At 69.4% G+C, this 19,162-nt stretch carries 15 protein-coding genes; 5 read left to right on the top strand and 10 right to left on the bottom strand.

What is annotated here, in order from left to right; all coding sequences use genetic code 11:
* Positions 1-9: 9 nt before the first annotated feature.
* Genes ACT3UF_RS17165 through ACT3UF_RS17135 form a run of 7 tightly spaced genes read right to left on the bottom strand, consistent with a single transcriptional unit; the run spans position 10 to position 6,701 of the window.
* The gene (locus ACT3UF_RS17165; RefSeq protein WP_441444796.1) at positions 10-1,200 is read right to left on the bottom strand and encodes a cysteine desulfurase family protein; all 1,191 of its coding nucleotides are present in this window, start codon (positions 1,198-1,200) and stop codon (positions 10-12) included.
* Positions 1,194-2,135 (bottom strand): hypothetical protein, encoded by a 942-nt coding sequence (locus ACT3UF_RS17160; protein ID WP_441444795.1) that lies wholly within the window; start codon positions 2,133-2,135, stop codon positions 1,194-1,196. Before ACT3UF_RS17160 ends, ACT3UF_RS17165 begins: the two co-directional genes overlap by 7 nt.
* Positions 2,132-3,127 (bottom strand): vWA domain-containing protein, encoded by a 996-nt coding sequence (locus ACT3UF_RS17155; RefSeq protein WP_444502634.1) that lies wholly within the window; start codon positions 3,125-3,127, stop codon positions 2,132-2,134. Before ACT3UF_RS17155 ends, ACT3UF_RS17160 begins: the two co-directional genes overlap by 4 nt.
* Positions 3,127-4,149, bottom strand: a complete 1,023-nt coding sequence (locus ACT3UF_RS17150) for a vWA domain-containing protein (protein ID WP_444502635.1) — start codon at positions 4,147-4,149, stop codon at positions 3,127-3,129. Before ACT3UF_RS17150 ends, ACT3UF_RS17155 begins: the two co-directional genes overlap by 1 nt.
* A complete protein-coding gene (locus tag ACT3UF_RS17145) occupies positions 4,140-4,646 on the bottom strand; it encodes a hypothetical protein (protein ID WP_442332479.1) in 507 nt (168 codons plus the stop codon). Before ACT3UF_RS17145 ends, ACT3UF_RS17150 begins: the two co-directional genes overlap by 10 nt.
* On the bottom strand, positions 4,633-5,529 hold the full coding sequence (locus tag ACT3UF_RS17140; protein ID WP_444502636.1) for a DUF58 domain-containing protein: 897 nt from the start codon (positions 5,527-5,529) through the stop codon (positions 4,633-4,635). Before ACT3UF_RS17140 ends, ACT3UF_RS17145 begins: the two co-directional genes overlap by 14 nt.
* A gap of 35 nt (positions 5,530-5,564) precedes the next feature.
* Positions 5,565-6,701: an AAA family ATPase gene (locus ACT3UF_RS17135; protein ID WP_444502637.1), complete on the bottom strand. Its 1,137-nt coding sequence runs from the start codon at positions 6,699-6,701 to the stop codon at positions 5,565-5,567.
* 242 nt (positions 6,702-6,943) lie between these two features.
* On the opposite strand from ACT3UF_RS17135, the gene glgX reads away from it, so the two are divergent.
* The 3 genes from glgX (at position 6,944) to glgB (ending at position 13,571) form a co-directional block, all read left to right on the top strand.
* Complete coding sequence (glgX, locus tag ACT3UF_RS17130) at positions 6,944-9,187, top strand: glycogen debranching protein GlgX (protein ID WP_444608444.1); 2,244 nt, start codon at positions 6,944-6,946, stop codon at positions 9,185-9,187.
* Between the two features lie 63 nt (positions 9,188-9,250).
* Complete coding sequence (locus tag ACT3UF_RS17125; protein WP_444502106.1) at positions 9,251-11,278, top strand: maltotransferase domain-containing protein; 2,028 nt, start codon at positions 9,251-9,253, stop codon at positions 11,276-11,278.
* A gap of 1 nt (position 11,279) precedes the next feature.
* Positions 11,280-13,571: a 1,4-alpha-glucan branching protein GlgB gene (glgB, locus tag ACT3UF_RS17120; RefSeq protein ID WP_444502105.1), complete on the top strand. Its 2,292-nt coding sequence runs from the start codon at positions 11,280-11,282 to the stop codon at positions 13,569-13,571.
* A gap of 166 nt (positions 13,572-13,737) precedes the next feature.
* Here the strand turns inward: glgB and ACT3UF_RS17115 are convergent, their stop codons facing one another.
* The 3 genes from ACT3UF_RS17115 to ACT3UF_RS17105 all read right to left on the bottom strand — a co-directional run bounded on the left by ACT3UF_RS17115 (position 13,738) and on the right by ACT3UF_RS17105 (position 16,817).
* The gene (locus tag ACT3UF_RS17115; protein WP_441444788.1) at positions 13,738-14,643 is read right to left on the bottom strand and encodes a tetratricopeptide repeat protein; all 906 of its coding nucleotides are present in this window, start codon (positions 14,641-14,643) and stop codon (positions 13,738-13,740) included.
* Between the two features lie 75 nt (positions 14,644-14,718).
* Positions 14,719-15,810: a hypothetical protein gene (locus tag ACT3UF_RS17110; RefSeq protein WP_441444787.1), complete on the bottom strand. Its 1,092-nt coding sequence runs from the start codon at positions 15,808-15,810 to the stop codon at positions 14,719-14,721.
* Positions 15,807-16,817, bottom strand: a complete 1,011-nt coding sequence (locus ACT3UF_RS17105; RefSeq protein ID WP_441444786.1) for a hypothetical protein — start codon at positions 16,815-16,817, stop codon at positions 15,807-15,809. Before ACT3UF_RS17105 ends, ACT3UF_RS17110 begins: the two co-directional genes overlap by 4 nt.
* A 196-nt stretch (positions 16,818-17,013) precedes the next feature.
* Here ACT3UF_RS17105 and nucS point away from each other — a divergent pair, with 196 nt between their 5' ends.
* The gene (gene nucS / locus ACT3UF_RS17100) at positions 17,014-17,721 is read left to right on the top strand and encodes an endonuclease NucS (protein WP_441444785.1); all 708 of its coding nucleotides are present in this window, start codon (positions 17,014-17,016) and stop codon (positions 17,719-17,721) included.
* Positions 17,722-17,867: 146 nt separating this feature from the next.
* Positions 17,868-19,097: an N-acetylglucosamine-6-phosphate deacetylase gene (locus tag ACT3UF_RS17095; RefSeq protein WP_442332091.1), complete on the top strand. Its 1,230-nt coding sequence runs from the start codon at positions 17,868-17,870 to the stop codon at positions 19,095-19,097.
* Positions 19,098-19,162: the final 65 nt, after the last annotated feature.

Raw genomic sequence — 19,162 nt, 5'->3', positions numbered from 1 at the left:
CTGGTGCCCTCAGCCCATCAGCGCGCCGACGGCGCGGGCCCTGGTGAGAGCTTCGGGAAGCGCTGCCAGCAGGATCTCGATATCTCGCTCAGTGCTGGTCCAGCCCAAGGAGAGGCGCAGCGCACCGCGCGCCTGCTGATCGGTGACGCCCATCGCAGCGAGCACCGGGCTGGCCTGGGTCACCCCGGCGGAGCAGGCGGAGCCCGCCGCTGAGTCCACGCCGCGCTCATCGAGCAGGAACAGCAGGGAGTCCGAGTCCGCGCCGGGGAACACCACATGCACGATGTGGCCCGACTGCGGGGTGCCGTCGGCGAGGGTGAAGCGGGCCTGCGGATCGATCGCGCGGATTCCTGCCCGCAGCGTTCCCGCCAGCGCCCGCAGCCGCGCGGACTGCTCCTCGCGCTCGGTGAGGGCCTCTCCCAGAGCTGCCGCGAAGGCGGCGGTGTGAGCCGCGTCCAGCGTTCCCGAGCGCACGCCCCGCTGCTGCCCGCCGCCGGTGCTGAACGCAGCGAAGGGCACTCCCGGCCTGGCCACCAGCACCCCCACCCCCACGGGGGCGCCGAGCTTGTGCCCGGACAGGGACATCAGATCCACGTCGTCCCAGCTCGGCAGCGGGACGTGTCCTGCTGCCTGCACCGCATCGGTGTGCACCAGGGTGCCGTGCTCCCGGGCGGCCGCGGCGAGTGCGGCGAGGTCCTGCAGCGCGCCGGTCTCATTGTTGACCAGGGCTGCGCTGACCACGCCCACAGCACCATCGGCCAGCGCCTCGGCGACGCCCTGGGCACGCAGAGCACCCTGGTGGTCCACCGGGAGCTCGCGCACCTCGATCCCGGGATCGCCGGCGGTCAGGGAGCGTGCCGTGGCCAGCACGGCGGGATGGTCGGTCGCGGCGACGGCGACCGCGGTACGTGCCGGATCCTTCTGCTGGGCGCCGAGGCCGACGGAGCGGATCGCGAGATTGTCCGCCTCGGTGCCGCCGGAGGTCATGATCAGCCAGCTGCGAGGCACGTCGAGTAGCGCGGCGATCCGGGCCAGGGACTCGTCGAGCACACCGCGCGCCCGTCGGCCCGAGGCGTGCACGGAGGAGGGGTTGCCCCGCACCGCGGAGGCCTCGAGGAAGGCGTCCCGGGCTGCGGGGCGCAGCACCGTGGTCGCGGCGTGGTCGAGGTAGGCGCGCTCCTCCGTCCCGAGGGTCACCATGGCTTCACCGGATCGTCCTGCGAGCCGCCGGGCTCTTCCTCGCCGTCCCCGCCCTGCGCATCGCGATTGCGTTCCTCGAGCTCGTCGTCCTTCTGGTCCTCCTCCGAGTTGCCGCTGGTGGGCGCCTCCTCCTCGGGGCCGTCCCCTTCGGGGTCCTCACGGGAGGGATCGCCGGGATCCGTCTGTCCCGGCGACCCGCGCTGCTCCTCGCCGCGTGCGTCGGGGTCGTTGCCGGCCTCTTCATCGGCCTCGCGCCGCTTCTCCTCGACGCGTTCGCCGTTGCCCTCAGTGGTCTCGGAGTCCTCGTTCCCGGCTCCTCCGCCGCCCTGGCCCTCGCCCTCGCCCTCGCCGCCCCCGCCTCCGCCGGCGCAGGGAGCGAGCAGCTCCTCAGCCTCGAAAAGTCGATCAGCGCGCTGCTGCGGGTCCTCGAGCAGATCGGCCTGGCGCTCGATCGAGATCGCGAGGTTGTTGAGGATCTTGCACTGGGCGTGCATCGGCGAGTTCAGGTCGCTGTGACCATTCCATTCCTCCAGGGCCTGGCGCAGCTCCTCCTCGGCGGCGGCGTCCTCGCCCTGCTGCAGCAGGGCGGTGCCCTGGGACAGATGAGGCAGATACGGCTCGAACCAGTTGGCGAACTCCACCGGTCCCAGGCGCTCGATGGCCGCGGGATAGTCCCCGTCCTCGTAGGCGCTCAGAGAGGTCGCCTGGGTGATCGGCATGGAGACGAACTTGACCGTCAACAGGGCCAGCGCCAGGATCAGCGGGGAGAGGATCGCGAACACGATGATGCGGGTCAGGCGCAGCCGCTTCACGTTCAGACCGAAGTCCTTGGGGCTGCCGCTCTGGTCCTGCGCGAGCGTGGTCCCGGGACCCCCGGTGGCTGCCGTGCCCGCAGCCTCCGCGCTGCGGGGATGCTCTGCCAGTGGTGTGCTCATCGCTGCGCTCCTGAGATGTCGTAGCGGTCGAGCCGGCGGGGCAGCCGGTAGGTCATCTCGCCGAGCTCCCAGATCAGCAGGGCGGCCAGTGGGATCGCGGCCACCCAGTACCAGTCCTCGAAGCTCGCGACCCCCCGTGTGGACTCGATCGGGATCGGCCGGAGGGTGATCCCCTCCATCGTGCCCTCGATCGGTGCTGCCGGGTCCGTGCGGTGCAGGTACGGCACTCCGATCTCTCCGGCGATCGTCTGCAGCTGCTGCTCGTCGATGCTCGAGATGCCCTGCTGGCCATTCGGTCCGGTGATGTATTCGCCGTGGTCCTGGCCGCCTTCGGCCTTCATGGGCCCGCCCTCGGGGGTGCCATAGCCGAGCACCGCCCCGCCGTCCACGAAGCCCGCGGCCTGGCTGAAGGACTCGGAGTCGCGTTCGTCGGTGTTCTCCCCGTCGGAGAGGAAGTACACCAGCACGCTCGAGTCGGGATCCTCGGACCGGGCCTCGGAGATCTCCACCAGCAGCGGGGTCAGCGCACGGTCGACGTTCGACCCCGTCGAATAGGAGGTGGGCTCGGTGGTCAGGGTGTCGATCCACGCGCGGGCGGCACCGGCATCCGTGGTCAGCGGCAGCTGCTGGGTGGCCGTGGAGTCGAAGGCGATGATCGAGTACCTCGCGCCCTCGGTGAGGCCCATGATCTGCTCCATATCCGCTTTCACCCCCTCCAGCCGCGGCTGCTCGCCCGCATAGTCCTCGGCGTTCATCGAGCCGGTGCGGTCCACCACGAAGAACACGTTCGCGTTCATCCGCTGGGTCTGCTCACCCTCGATCGGGGTGACCGGGCGCAGTGCGACCACCAGCAGCAGCAGGACCATCAGCAGGCGGCGCAGCCAGGCGGTGCGCTGGCGCGGCCGCCGCACCAGCAGCACTGTGCACAGGACCAGCATCACGCCGAACAGGGGGATCGTCGCCCACAGCGGCATCAGGTGCTCGAAATACATCAGCGGGCCCTCCATCCCAGGATCAGGATCCCGACGAGCGAGAGGAAGGTGAGGATGAAGCCGAGCGAGGGATGGTCCGTGCGGACCACGGTCGGGGTCGCCCCCAGCACCTCCGCCTGCGTCTTCTGGATCTGGTTGATGATCGAGGGGATGGCCTCCGGGTCCGAGGACTCGTACAGCTCGCCGTCCTGGTCCTCGGTGGCCGTCTCCAGCTCCTCGAAGCACTGGGGACCGCACTCGTAGGCCCCGGGGTAGAAGGTGTAGAGATCGATGTCACGTGAGGCGACCCTCTCTGTCGCCTCGTCGAGGGTGAAGATCGGCTCGCCGTTGACCTCGTTGTCGGTCGCGAAGATGATCGAGCGCGATCGATCCTGCTCCGCCTGGTCGAAGACCTGCGCGCAGGAGGCGAGGCCGTCCGGGACGATCGACGCCTCATCGGCGATCCCTCGGGTGCCGTCGACGAAGTCCACGTACTGACGCACCTTGTCGTCGGAGTAGTCCTGAGTGCCCAGGCGGTAGCCGAACTCGTCGAAGTCGATCGCCTCGGACCCGGCCTCGAGCTCCCGCTTGATCAGGTCGTAGTCATTGGTCAGCGGGAACACGGTGCGACTGGTCGAGTTGAAGATCGACAGCGCCACCCGCTCCCCCTCGAAGCCGTCCACCATCTCGGCGAAGGTCGAGAGGATCTCGGTGTCGTACTCATACATCGACCCCGAGACGTCCAGGCACAGCACGATGTCCCGCGAGGAGAACTCCGGGGTCTCGATCCGTTCGCTCGCGATCCGCCCGGACAGCAGCGATGCCGCGATCACGGCGAACACCGCGATCCCCACCTGGAGCACGCGCACCACCCGGGCCGTGCGCTGCGCCCGCACGAAGCTCGGGATCCGGTCCATGTACTGCGAGTTCGCCACCAGCACCGGGGAACGACGCATGGCGCGCCGGTTCCAGAAAGTAATCGCCCAGACAGCGATCGCTGCCAGCAGCAGCAGCGCGGTGACCCACCAGAAGATCATGACCATGAGCGGATCACCTCCCGCGCGCGACGCACGGATTCGCGCAGGTCGCGGTCCGAGGACATCGCGAAGTCCGGCTCGTACAGGTCGGCGATGAGCTCGCCGACCGCGCGGGTGCGCTGATCGGCCAGCAGGGTCGCCAGGTCCTGGCTGGTGACGTCGTGCCCAGTCGTGCGCCGCACGAAGCGGCGCATCACACCGGTGAGCTCGTGATGGCCGTCCCGCGCCTCGAGCTGGCCCGCCTCATGGCGATCGGCGATGTCGTTCACGGCGCGCAGGAACTCCGCCTTCAGGGTCTCGACGTCGCTGGGGCGGCGACGGTAGGCGATGCGCTTCTCGATCGCCCGCGTGATCTTCAGGGTGCCCACGATCAGCGCCGTGATCACCAGGACGCACAGCACCGCGAGGATCACCCAGGCGATCGAGTACTGCGGAGGGGCGATGATCTCCGGGGGCGCGGGTTCGGCCAGCAGCACGCCGGCGACCAGCTCAGGAACGGCCATGGCGATACTCCCTCGACCGCAGCAGCGAGACCATGTCGTCCACCACGGTGCTCTCCCCCTGCGTGAGCATGTGGCTGATGTGCAGTCGGTCCAGCATCTCCTCGATGCCCTCGCGACGCGCCTGCCGGTACGCCGCGACGTCATGGGCGACCCGTTTCGAGGTGCGTGCCATGGAGCCGATCTCGCGGGGCGAGTCCACGTCGATCACATCGTGGTCCAGCGCGGCGCCCTGCAGCGGGTCCGCATCGGCGATGCGGATCACGATCAGATCGTGGCGCGTCTTCAGTCGCCGCAGCAGCGTGAAGTCCTCGACGGTGGGGTGGGCCTCGTCGGTGATGATCGTCATCAGGGTCGAGCGCGTGGTGACCCGGAAGGCGCGCTCGAGCAACCAGGACGTGTTCGCGGCGCCGGCCGCCGTGGTGGTCGCCTGCTGCGCGGTGCGCAGCAGCAGCTCGAGGTGCCCATCGCTCGAGCGGGACGGCAGCTGGATCGGACGGTTCTCCTGACCCGCCACCATCCCCACCAGATCGCCGTTCTTCTGCGCGAGGAAGCAGACCATCCCGGCGGCCAGGATCATCGCGTCGCGCTTGGAGCTGCCGTCGGCGGCGGTGGCCGCCATCGCAGCGGACGTGTCCACGACGATCGAGAGGTGGCGCACCCGCTCCTCGTTGAACTGCCGGATCAGCGGTTCTCCCGAGCGGGCGGTGGCCTTCCAGTCGATGTCGGAGATCTTGTCGCCGGGCTGGTAGTACTTCAGATCATCGAAGTCCTCGCCGCTGCCCTTGAACAGCGACCGCCCCCGGCCCTGGATGAGTCCGCGCGCCCGGTTCGAGGTGTGCAGATCCACCCGTGCCTTGACACGGGTCAGCAGCGACGTGGCCATCGAGTCGTCCAGTCCTCCTCAGTCGTCGATGCCGCTCAGGGCATCGGCACGGCGTGGAACACCGCGTCGATGATCTGTTCCGGCGTGATCCCGCTGGCCAGTGCGTCGAACGTGAGGACGAGGCGATGTCGCAGCACCCCGTGCCGCATCGCCCGCACGTCATCAGGGGTGACGTAGTCACGCCCGTTCAGCAGCGCGTGCGCCTGTCCCACACGCATCAGGGCGAGGGAGCCACGGGGGCTCGCCCCCACCCGCACGGACTGGGTGAGGTTCGGGACCGGGCGCGGGCCGGAACCGCGGGTGGTGAAGATCAGATCGATGATGTACCGCTTGACCGCGGGATCGACGTACACCTGATCCACCATCTCCTGGAGGAAGCGGACGTCGTCGAGCGTCACGGTGCCCACCGCCTGGCGGGGGCCGGTGAGGCTGCCGGCCGTCGAGCGGTCCAGGATCTCGTGCTCCTCGGCCGGTCGCGGGTAGGTGAGGATCTCCTTCATCAGGAACCGGTCCATCTGCGCCTCGGGGAGGACGTAGGTGCCCTCCTCCTCGATCGGGTTCTGGGTCGCGAGCACCATGAACGGCTCCGGCAGGCGGTACACCTCGCCGCCGATGGAGGTCTGCCGTTCCTGCATCGCCTCGAGCATCGCGGACTGCGTCTTGGCACTCGAGCGGTTGACCTCGTCCAGCAGCACCACGTTCGCGTGCACGGGGCCCAGCTGGGTGGTGAAGGTGCCCGAGCCGTAGTTGAAGATCTGGGTGCCGATGATGTCGTTGGGCATCAGATCAGGGGTGCACTGGATGCGGGCGAAGGACCCGGTGATCGACGACGCGAGGGCGCTCGCGGCGGTGGTCTTGGCCAGACCCGGCACGGACTCCAGCAGTACATGACCGCCCGCCGCCAGCGCGGTGATCAGTGTCATGCGGAGGTTCTCCTGGCCCACCACACGGGACTGGAAGACCCCGGAGATGGTGGAGATGATCGCGCCGGTGCGCTCGAGGTCGCCCGGCGCGATGGCGGCGCTCGAGGGCGCGAATCCGCCGGGCCGCTGCGAGCTGCCCTGCCCAGGGTGGCCGGGCCCCGAGACGGAGGACGCCGACGGTCCGGGCGGCGGTCCCGGCACCATCGGGCGCGCCTGATTCCCGGCGTGCTGGCTGGGTGGATTGCTCATGCGCTGCGGTTCCCCCGTCATGCGTTCGACTCGTGCGACTGATGCTGCTCGTGCTCGGTGGCACGACGCCGATGCCCTGCTCCTCCCCCGAGGAGGCCGGAGGCCGGACCGGTCGTGGCCGTGCTGATGACCCGTCGGCCGCGAGAAGCGGATCACGGATCACCTCGCCGATCCTAGCGGCACCGGTCGCCCAGCATGCGAGCCGGTCACGGCGCGCGCGGCGGTGATGGGAGAATGCCCTGGTGCTAGCAGACCATTTCGACCGCGCGACTCCCCCTGTCGCCCCCACCTCACCGGGGCTGATGGTGGACGCGCAGGGCCGGGGCACCTTCGCCGTCGCAGCGCCCCGTGCGGAGTCGATCGACCTCTGCATCCGCCAGGGCTCCACCGAGCACCGTCAGCGGCTGCGGCACTTCGACGGAGGTCTGCGCTGGGACCGGGTCAGCGGGATGACGCCCGGCACCCGCTACGGGCTCCGCGTCGATGGGCCCTGGGATCCCGGCGCCGGGCTGCTGTGCAACCCTCGAAAGCTCCTGTTGGACCCCTGGGCCCGCGGGGTCTCGCACTCCTCGTCGCTGCTGAGCTCGTTCTTCCCCTTCGAGGTCGATGCGATGCTCGACCGGGTGGGCGACCGCCCGATCCGCAGCGAGGTCGACAGCGGCGACAACGCCATCTGGTCCGTGGTCGTCGCCGATGCCTTCGACTGGCAGAACGACCTGCGCCCGATGGTGGACTGGGACTCCACTGTGCTCTACGAGCTCCACGTCAAGGGGTTCACCCAGCTGCATCCCGAGCTCCCACCCGAGCAGCGCGGCACCTACGCCGGGCTGGGCCATCCCGCAGTGACCAGCTACCTCCGCAGCCTCGGAGTGACCACCGTGGAGCTGCTCCCCATCCACGCGGCGATGGATGAGCCCCACCTGACCCGGCTGGGTCTGACCAACTACTGGGGCTACTCGACCCTGTCGTACTTCTCCCCGGACCCCGCCCTCGCCACCCCGGCGGCGCAGCACGCGGGTGCCCAGGCGGTGCTCGACGAGGTCAAGACCATGGTGCGGAACCTGCATGCGGCGGGATTCGAGGTCGTCCTCGACGTGGTCTACAACCACACCGCCGAAGGCGGCGCCGACGGGCCGGCACTCTCGCTGCGCGGACTGGACAACCTCGAGTACTACTGGATAGACCACGGCACCTTCTTCGACGTCACCGGCACCGGCGGAACCCTGGACCCCCGGTCACGGCACGTGATGGACCTGATCCTCGCCTCCCTGCGCTACTGGGTGCAGGAGGTCCACGTGGACGGCTTCCGCTTCGATCTTGCCGCCACGCTGGGCAGGGACGATCGCGGCTTCAGCCCCGATCATCCGCTGCTGCGCGCGATCCTCACCGATCCCGTGCTGCGCGGCGTCAAGCTCATCGCCGAGCCCTGGGACGTGGGCACCGGCGGCTGGCAGACCGGGAACTTCCCGGCCCCCTTCACCGAGTGGAACGACGCCTTCCGCGACGACGTGCGCGCCTTCTGGCTCTCCGACCGGGCGATGCGTGAACGCTCGGGCAACGAGGCGATCGGCGGCATCCGCGATCTCGCCACCCGCATGGCCGGCTCTTCCGACCTGCTCACCGGGCAGGATCCGCTCGAGCTCCCCGCCGGGCGCAGTCTCCGCTCCCCTTGGGCGTCGATCAACTACGTCACCGCTCATGACGGCTTCACGCTGCGGGACCTCACCGTGTACGAGACCAAGCGCAACGAGGCCAACGGCGAGGACAACCGCGACGGCACCTCCGACAACCGCTCCTTCCATCACGGGCATGAAGGGGAGGTCGAGGCGAGCCTCGAAGGCACGGCGGCGGTCGAGGACGCGCGACGTCGTACCGCCCGCAGCATCCTGGCCACCCTGCTGCTGGCCTCGGGCACCCCGATGCTCACCGCCGGGGACGAGTGCTTCCGCACCCAGCAGGGGAACAACAACGCCTACTGCCAGGACAACGAGATCTCCTGGATGAACTGGAGCCGCAGCCGCCGCGGCGATCAGCTGCGCGAGACCGTCACCCGGCTGCTGCAGCTGCGCGGCGAGCATCCGCAGCTGCGGACGCCGCACTTCCTGCGCTCCGCCGATCCGGCCGCGCTCGATGCCGGGCAGGTCGCCTGGTTCAGCGCCGAGGGCCTGCCCATCGCCCACGAGGAGTGGATGGACCCCTCCCAGCACCTGCTGGCCATGCTGCGGCCGGCGATCCCGGGCCGTGAAGGCTCCGAGCACCTGCTCGTGGTCCTCTCCACCGAGGCCGAGAGAGTCCGCCTGCAGCTCCCCAGGGCTCCCTGGCCGCAGGGCACCGCACGGATCCTCCTGGACACCGCCCTGGAGACCCCCGAGGGTCTTCCGCTCACACCGCTGGTGGAGCGGAGCGTCATGGTGGAGCCCGGCAGCGTGGTGGTCATCGGGATCAGCCCCGACGGCGCAGAGGGGACGCCCGAGCGGCTATCGTGAGGACCGTCACCGCGACCGTCGCAGAGCACCTCGTCAAGGACGAGAGCTCAGGCAGGAGAGGCCATGTCCGAGACCACTGACCGCACGGGGCTGGACGCCGGCATCGGCCGTATCCCGATCATGGCGGTGCAACCCGTCGTCGACGGCGGGAGGTACCCGGCACGCTGCGTCGAGGGCGAGACCGTCACGGTCAGCGCCAACACGTTCCGCGAGGGGCACGATGCGATGGGCGTGCAGCTGGTGCTGGTCTCCCCCGACGGTGAGGAGCAGCGGCGCGCGCTCGATCCCGTCGAGCCCGGGCTGGACCTCTGGGAGACCACCATCCGCCCCGATCAGACCGGCCGCTGGAACTTCCGGATCGAGTCGTTCTCCGCGCCGTACAGCACCTGGGCGCACATCGCCGAGGTGAAGATCCCCGCGGAGATGGACGTCGACCTGGTCTGCGCCGAGGGCGCGCTGGTGCTGAAGCGGGTGCTCGCCGAGATCGACGGCGGGATCCGGCCGGCCGCCGACGGCCCGCTGCTCCGCGCCGCCCTCGAGAGCCTGCGCTCCCCCGGTCTGCCGGCCTCCGCGCGAGTCGCCCCGGCGCTCGCCGCAGATCTGCGCGGCATCCTCACGGAGCGTCCGCTGCGCGAGGGGGTGACCGTCGCGGGACCGTTCCCGCTCGAGGTCCAGCGCCGTCGGGCCCTGTACGGCTCCTGGTACGAGTTCTTCCCCCGCTCGGAGGGAGCCCGCTTCGACCCCGAGCACGGCTGGACCTCCGGCACCTTCCGCACCGCGGCCGAGTCCCTGGACCGGATCGCCGAGATGGGCTTCGACGTCGCCTACCTGACGCCGATCCACCCGATCGGCTCGACCTTCCGCAAGGGCCGCAACAACACCCTCGACCCGCTGCCCGGAGACCCGGGCTCCCCCTACGCGATCGGTGCTGCGGAGGGCGGGCATGATGCGCTCCACCCTGAGCTGGGCACCATGGAGGACTTCGACGCCTTCGTCTCCCGGGCGAAGGAGCTCGACCTCGAGGTCGCGATGGACATCGCACTGCAGTGCTCCCCGGATCATCCCTGGGTGAAGGAGCATCCTGAGTGGTTCACGGTGCAGGCGGACGGCACGATCGCCTATGCCGAGAACCCGCCGAAGAAGTACCAGGACATCTACCCGCTCAGCTTCGACACCGACTACGAGGGTCTCTACGCCGCGATCCGCGACATGCTCGAGCTGTGGGTGGCGCACGGGGTGACGCTGTTCCGGGTCGACAACCCCCACACCAAACCGGTGCGCTTCTGGGAAGAGCTCCTGGCCGAGTTCGCCCAGACGCATCCCGAGGTCATCTTCCTGGCTGAGGCCTTCACCCGGCCGACCATGATGCACACCCTGGGCAAGGTCGGCTTCCATCAGAGCTACACCTACTACACCTGGCGCGAGAGCGCCGAAGAGCTGCGCGAGTACCTCGAGGAGCTGGTCGAGACCGCCCCCTTCATGCGGCCGAGCTTCTGGCCCACCACGCATGACATCCTCACCCCGTTCATGAGCGAGGGCGGTCGGCGGGCCTTCGTGCTGCGCGCCATCCTGGCCGCGACGCTGGTCCCGACCTGGGGCATCTACAGCGGCTATGAGCTCGTGGAGGACGTCCCCCGGCCCGGCGCCCAGGAGCAGATCGACAACGAGAAGTACGAGTTCAAGCCGCGCGACTACGCCGGCGCGCTGGCCCGGGGCGAGAGCCTCGAGCCGCTGCTGGGGACCCTGAACCGGATCCGCCGCGAGCACCCCTCGCTGCAGACCCTCACCACGATCCGCTTCCATGAGGCCGACGACGAACAGGTGCTGGTCTTTTCCAAGCACCTCGACGCCGCAGGCAGCGGGACCGGTGCCCCGGACACAGTGCTGGTGGTCTCGCTGACCGCGCACGACCGCGATGCCTGGACCACTCTGAGCCTGGATCTCGATGCGCTCGGGGTGGGCGAGAGCTTCGAGGTCGAAGATCTGCTGACCGGTGAACGGTTCCGCTGGGGACGCGATCCCTACGTGATCCTGAGCGCCGAAGACCGTCCCGCGCACGTCCTGCGGATCATCCACCCCGAGGAGAGCTGACATGTCCGACACTCCCGCCCGCGCTGACACTCCCGCCCGCGCTGCGACGCCGACGCCCCCTGATGCGGGAGCGGCGTCCCTCCCCACTCAGGGTTCCCGCTCCACGCCGGTGATGCCGCTGGGTGAGCATGAGCTGGGCGCCACCGCGACCGGCAGCTACCACGAGCCCCACTCGGTGCTCGGTGCCCACGAGTACGAGGGGGCGACCACTGTGCGCACCCTCAAGCCGCTCGCGCACGAGGTCTCGGTGCTGCTCCCGGACGGCGCCGTCCACGCCATGGAGCACGAGTACGACGGCATCTGGGTGGCGACCCTGCCGCTGCCCGAGCTGCCCTCCTACCGGATCCGGGTGACCTGGTCCGAGGGCACCGCCGCGGTGGACGTCGAGGAGCCGTATCGCTTCCTGCCGACCATCGGCGAACTGGATCTGCACCTCATCCAGGAGGGTCGCCACGAGGAGCTGTGGCGCGCGCTGGGCTCGCATGTGCGCACCGTCGAGGAGGGCCCGGACACGATCGCGGGAACCTCCTTCACCGTCTGGGCCCCGAACGCGCGCGCCGTGCAGGTGGTGGGCTCGTTCAACGGCTGGGATGGTCGGATGCACGCGATGCGTTCGCTGGGCTCGGCCGGGGTGTGGGAGATCTTCATCCCCGGTGCCGGCGACGGCGAGACGTACAAGTATCGGATCCTCGGCGCCGACGGGACCTGGCGCGACAAGGCGGACCCGATGGCCCGCTTCGCGGAGGTGCCACCGGCCACCGGCTCCGTGATCACCACCAGCAGCTTCGAGTGGACCGACGAGCACTGGCTGGCCGAGCGCGCCGCCCATGATGCGGTCGCCTCGCGGATGTCCATCTACGAGGTGCATCTGGCCAGCTGGAGGCCGGGCCTGGGCTATCGGGAGCTGGCCGTCGAGCTGACCGACTATGTGCGCGACATGGGCTTCACCCATGTCGAGTTCATGCCGGTGGCCGAGCATCCCTTCGGAGGCTCCTGGGGATACCAGGTGACCGGGTACTACGCCCCCACCTCACGGCTGGGCACGCCTGATGAGCTGCGCCATCTGATCGACACCCTCCATGGAGCCGGCATCGGCGTGATCCTGGACTGGGTCCCGGCGCACTTCCCGAAGGACGAGTGGGCGCTGGGCCGTTTCGACGGCACACCGCTGTACGAGCATGCCGATCCACGTCGCGGGGAGCATCCGGACTGGGGCACCTACGTGTTCGACACCGGCCGCAATGAGGTGCGCAACTTCCTGGTCGCCAATGCGTGCTACTGGCTCGAGGAGTTCCATGTCGACGGCCTGCGGGTCGATGCCGTCGCCTCGATGCTGTACCGGGACTACTCCCGTGAGGAAGGGCAGTGGCTGCCCAACCACCACGGCGGCCGTGAGGATCTCGAGAACATCGCCTTCCTCCAGGAGACCACCGCCACCGCCTACAAGCGGGCCCCGGGCATCATGATGATCGCCGAGGAGTCCACCTCCTTCCCCGGTGTCACCCGCCCCACCGACACCGGCGGGCTCGGCTTCGGGTTCAAGTGGAACATGGGCTGGATGCACGACACCCTCGAGTACCTCGGGCAGGATCCCGTGCATCGCCAGTACCACCACGGCGAGCTGACCTTCTCGATGGTCTACCAGTACTCCGAGAACTTCGTGCTCCCGCTGAGCCATGACGAGGTCGTGCATGGCAAGGGGTCGCTGCTGCGCAAGGCCCCGGGCGATGACTGGCAGCAGGCGGCGAACCTGCGCGCCTATCTTGCCTTCCAGTGGTCGCATCCGGGCAAGCAGCTGGTGTTCATGGGCATCGAGTTCGCCCAGGGCACCGAGTGGTCGGAGCAGGCCGGACTGCCCTGGTGGCTGTTGGAGTACCCGTTGCACCGGGGTGTCCAGCAGCTGGTGAAGGATCTCAACGCCCTCCAGGCGGAGTTCCCCGCCTTCTACGAGCGCGACCAGGACCCGGGCGGCTTCGAATGGCTGATCGGTGACGATGCGAGCCACAACTCGCTGTCCTTCGTGCGTCGCGATCAGGCCGGCGATCCGGTGGTGGTGGTCCTGAACCTCTCGGCGGAGCCCTGGCACGAGTACCGGATCCCGTTGCCCGAGGGCGGGAGCTGGCTCGAGGTGCTGAACACCGACGCTCCGGTCTACGGCGGCGGCGGCGTGGGGAACCTCGGCCGGGTGCACGCGGAGCCGCTGCCGCAGCATGGCCGCGACTACTCGGTGCGGCTGTCGGTGCCGCCGCTGGGCGCGGTGGTGCTGGTCCCCGAACGGCTGCGGGCGGGCTGACCGCGCACCGCCGGGTCACACCGCCGGATCACTCCGCCAGGTCCGCCCCGGCTGACTGCAGATGGACGATGCGCGGCCCGCTCCCCCGAGGGAACGGGCCGCGCATCGCGTGGGGCCGGGCATGTCAGAACAGACCTGTCAGAAGAGACCTGTCAGAAGGGACCTGTCAGAACAGCAGGTTCGCCATGCGCTTGCGTGCCGGCGCCACCCGCGGGTCCTCTGCACCCGCCACCTCGAACAGCTCCAGCAGACGTGTCCGCACGATGTCCTTGGTCTCCTGATCGGCGCCGCGCAACAGGTCCAGCAGACGCGCGAAGGCGTCCTCCACATGACCACCGAGCATGTCGAGATCCGCGGTCAGCAGCTGGGCTCCCAGATCGGTGGGGCGCTGCGCAGATGCTTCCCGGGCTGCGGCGAGCTCGGTGCCCTGAGTGCGCCGCATCAGGTTCACCATCGCCAGGCCGGCCTTCGCCTCAGCATCTGCCGGCGCTTCCTGCAGCTGCTTCTGGTAAGCGGCCACGGCCGCGTCGAGATCGCCACGCTCGATCGCCGCATAGGCCTCGGCGATCAGCGGCGGCAGCGGCTCTTCGGCGGGAGCCTCTTGCGCGCCGTCGCCGGCGGGGATATCCATGCCCTGCTGGCGGGCCACTTCGAGCACCTGGGCGAGGAGATTGTCGATCTCTGCATCCGGGAGCACGGCCTGCACGATCGGCTGGATCTGGCCCATGATCAGCAGCAGCAGGGTGGGAAGCTGCTCGACGCGCAGCGCGGTGGCGACCCGCTGCTGGGTGTCGGCGTCGACGAGCGCGAGCCTGATCGCCCCGCCCCGCCCGTCGACCGAACGGCGCAGAGAGGCGAGGAACTGCTCTCCCTCGGGGACCCGCGAGCTGGTCACCAGCAGCAGGGTGGGCACCTGCTGGGAGTCCGTGATCAGCTGTTCGAGACCCTGCTCGGTGACAGCGACCTCGTGCGCCGACGGGGTGCCGGCACCGGGTGCTGCGCCGGCGGAGGCGGCGCCTCCGGCGGGCTGCTTCAGCGCTGCCAGATCGATGATTCCGTACGGATCGGTCACAGGTGTACTCCTTCGACGACTGCAGGACGGACCCAGTCTAGGGAGTCGTGCCGGGCATGCGCTGAGCCTGCCCGGTCACTTCCCGCTGGCATTCAGCGCGGTCTGCGTGGCGCCGATCGGCTGGACCTGTCCACCTGCGTCCTGAGACGGGATGTAGAGCGCGACATGGGTGCCGTACTCGCGGATGTACTCGGAGGTGAACTCCTTCTTCCCGATCACCTTGGTGTACTTGTTGTCCTCGGCGTAGCGCATCGTGGCGCCGTCCTTGATGGTGACCTTCCGGGTGGACATCAGCGTGCCCATCACGATCGCCCCGCCGTCATCGGTGCGCAGCCCGAGCAGCTCGCCGTCCTTGACGGTGTAGCTCTCCCGCACGGTCGCAGCCTCGTCCCACTCGACCCCGGCGTTGAGCTCGGAGCGCTCGGTCTGGATGCGCTCATGGGTGCCGGCCTGGAAAGGGTTGGGAGCGAGCAGGTCCTCGGCGTCGTCGGCATCGCCGCCGGTGAGCACCTTGGCGTAGAGCGCGAGCGCCTCGGCCGGAGTCATCACCAGGCCTTCGGTGTCCGCGGTGACCTGCTCCGCACCGATCAGCTCGTTGGCGACCACGGGCATCTCGATCCCCACGGCCTGCTGAGCCCAGCCCCAGGAGCTGTAGGGCGATTTCGCATCGGCCTGCTGCAGCGCCATGAAGTACGGGACCCCGTCCTCCGCCACCGAGTCCTGGACCAGCGCGATCGCGACCCGGGGGAACTCTGCGGTCACGGAGGTCATCGGGACGATCAGTTCGGTGCCGGGGACCTTGAGGTCCTCGGCCCACTCCTCTGCCTTGGCGATCATGGCGTAGGCGGCAGTGCGAAACTCGGCGGCGGATCCGGAGACACGCGGGGCGAGCAGCGCCGCGTCCCGCGCCTCATCGGCGGCGACCACTGCGGCATTGACCTCGGGCACGATGGTCGCGAACTGCTCCGTGGTCTGGACCGGAGCGGGCTCCTCTCGCGGCTCGCCGGTGGGCGGGGCCTCCGGCGGTGCGAGCTCGGCCGTGCAGGCGGCGAGGAGTCCGCTCGCCATGAGGGTTCCGGCACCGAGGAAGAGGCCGCGGCGACCGACGGATCGGCTGTTCATGGTGGTGTCCTTCGATGCAGGGTAGGGCAGGTCGTGGCGGCTCATCGGCGCTCCTCGTCATCGCCGAAGAGCCGGACCGGTCCGGCAGGATCCGAGTCGTCGTCCTCGGTGCCGGGCGTGCCGGGCGTTCCGAGCGACCAGACGCTCTCCTCCGGCACCGGATCCGTACCGGCGGTCTCGGTGCCTGCAGCCACGTCGTCAGCGGGTGCGGCGCCAGCGGCCGCGCCATCAGCAGGTGCGGCGTCAGCAGGTGCGGCGTCAGCGGAGGTGAGGTCCGCGGAATCGACGTCGGGCTCGTCGGCGTCGGACTCATCGACGGTCGCAACAGCTTCGCTCCCGCCGGCTGCGGCACCGGCCAGGGCCGGAGCGGCCTGGTCCGCGACGCCGGGCTCCCCGTCCTCGACGCTCCAGTCCTCGTCCTCATCGCGTCGGCGGCCGCCGATCGAGACCACCAGCAGCACCAGTCCGATCACGGCGATCGCGGCGCCACCGGCGTAGGCGAAGGGCACCCATTCGTTCTCGGCGTCGACGGGCCAGGTGATGGAGACCTTGTCCGCGCCGGGGGCGGTGCCGTCGGTGACGATCAGCAGTGGCCGATAGGCCTGCGCGTTCTCTCCGTTCTCGCCCGCCCAGAAGTCCGCGACATCGATCGTGTAGGGACTCGGCTTCGTCTCCACGGACCGCCAGAGGTCAGACGTGGTGGGATCGGTCAGCTCCGCGGCACCCTCGGGGTTGACCTCCAGGGTGCTCAGGGTGGTCCAGTCGTCGGCGCCGGTGATCCGGGTGTAGCGGACGTCTTCGAGGTAGGCATCGATGTCGCCGTTCGCGGCGGTGATCACCGAGACGTCAGAGGCGCCTTCGATGACGACCTTCCCCTCCTCGCCGCCCACATAGAGCACACCCGGGTCGATCACCACGGCAGAGCCGGGATCGTCCAGGGCGACCGTCGCGGTGGTCTCGGTCTCGGGCGCCCAGGTGGTCTCCCCCAGGCGGCCCAGCACGAGTCCGATGATTCCGATGAGGATCAACAGGACTGCCAGGGGTCGTTGCACGGTAGGAAGCTCCTTCGGGGTGGCCCGGGATCGGGACCGGTGCGGGGACCTGTTCACGATACGAGCGGCGCGGATCCCAGACCAGGCCCTAGTGAGCATCTGCACCTGGGTAAAGCCCTTCTCATGAACGTCTCATCGAACTCTCATCCTCCGGCCCGGGACCAGACCGCCACGGCCGGTGACGTACCCTGGATGGGTGCGTCTCGTCGTTGCCCGTTGCTCTGTCGACTACACCGGTCGGCTCACCGCCCATCTCCCGCTGGCCCCTCGGCTGCTGATCATCAAAGCCGATGGCAGCGTCCTCATCCATTCCGATGGGGGAAGCTACAAGCCCCTGAACTGGATGAGCCCTCCCTGCACGCTGTCGACCACGCGTCGCAGCGACGAGGAGGCTGCCGACGATCCCGAGGGCGGCTGGTTCGAGCAGTGGGACGTGGTCCACGGGAAGACGGGCGACCGGTTGCGGGTGCGGCTCCACGAGGTCTTCGAGGACTCCTCCCATGAGCTCGGCGTGGATCCCGGCCTGCAGAAGGACGGGGTCGAAGCCCATCTCCAGGCTCTGCTGGCGGACAACATCGAGACCCTGGGCACGGGCTGGTCCCTGGTGCGCCGCGAGTACTTCACCGCGATCGGCCCGGTGGACATCCTCGCCCGCGACCAGGACGGCGGCTCTGTCGCGATCGAGATCAAGCGACGGGGCGAGATCGACGGCGTCGAGCAGCTCACTCGCTATCTCGAGCTGCTCAATCGTGACCCGCTGCTGGCTCCCGTGCGCGGCATCTTCGCCGCCCAGGCGATCAAGCCGCAGGCCCGGGTGCTCGCCGGTGACCGCGGCATCGACTGCGTGACCCTCGACTATGACGCGCTGCGCGGCATCGACGACGCCGAATCCCGTCTGTTCTGACTGCCTCTGTTCTGGCAGTCTCTGTTCTGACCGTCGCTGTTTCGACCGTCGCTGTTTCGACCGTCGCTGTTTCGACCGTCACTGTTCTGACCGTCGCGCCTGATCCGATGGCGCCGTCGGCATCCACCGCCTGACCAGGAGCGACCATGAGCACGTCCGAGCCTGAGCGGTCCCCCGCACTCACCGCCGATCTGGTCCTGCGCGGAACTGCCGTGCTCGAGCAGGGGCTGGTGCCGGACGCGCTGGTGCTGATCGGAGGAGGCGACATCCTCTGGGCCGGGCCCGCCGCACTGGCTCCGTGGCATGGGGCGACGAAGGTCCTCTCCCACGACGGCATCATCCTTCCCGGGCTGGTGGACCTGCACTGCCACGGCGGTGGCGGGGCGTCGTTCCCCGATGCGAGTGATCCTCGCGAGCTGCTCACTGCGGTGCACGAGCATCGTCGACATGGCACGACCAGCCTGGTCGCCTCTCTGGTGACCGCCGATGCGCAGACGCTGCGCTCTCGCGTCGCGGATCTCGCCCAGCTCGCCGCCGACGGCGAGATCGCGGCGATCCATCTCGAGGGCCCGTTCATCTCCGTCGCCCGGCGCGGGGCCCAGAATCCCGAGCACATCACCGGCGGCGATGCCGATCTGGTCCGCGAGCTCGCCCAGATCGCCGGCGGCGCTCTCGTCACCATGACGGTGGCCCCGGAAGCAGAAGACGCCGACGCGGTGATCGAGGCGCTGGCCGAGGTCGGGGCACTCCCCTCGCTCGGTCACACCGACGGCAGCAGCGCCCAGATGACACGGGCGATCGAACTCTCCCGCACCGAGCTGCGGCGGGAGCACGGTCGTTCCGCGCTGCCCACCGCGACCCATCTGTTCAACGGAATGCGTCCGATCCATCATCGGGATCCCGGCCCCGCACTCGCCGCTCTGGATGCCGCCGCGCGCGGGGAGCTGGTGGTCGAGGTGATCGCGGATGGCGTCCACCTCGATGCCCGCACCGTGGCCCACGTCTTCACGATCGCTCACGAGGACAGCGTGGCATTGGTGACCGACGCGATGGCGGCGGCCGGGATGCCGGACGGCCAGTACCGGCTCGGCGCGCTCGACGTCACGGTCGATGCGGGGGTGGCGACCCTCACCGGCGGCACGTCGATCGCCGGTGGCACTGCGCATCTGCTCGACGTGGTCCGCTTCGCGGTCACCGAAGCCGGGGTGGACCTGGTCCGCGCCGTGCGTGCGGCCTCCACAGTGCCGGCCACGGTGCTCGGCATGCAGGATCGGATCGGGATGCTGGCCGCAGGCCGCCGTGCCGATGTGGTGCTGGCAGATGCGCAGCTGAGGCCCATGACCGTGCTGCGTAGCGGCGAGACCGTGAGCGTCTGAGGCTCTGAGCGTCTGAGGCTCTGAACCTCTGCTCTGAGGCTCTGGGCCTCTGGGCCTCTGGCGAG

This window comes from Brachybacterium sp. AOP24-D1-21 (assembly GCF_052378665.1).
In the GTDB taxonomy this organism is placed as follows: Bacteria; Actinomycetota; Actinomycetes; order Actinomycetales; family Dermabacteraceae; genus Brachybacterium.
This window is presented reverse-complemented; position numbering and strand designations above follow the sequence as displayed.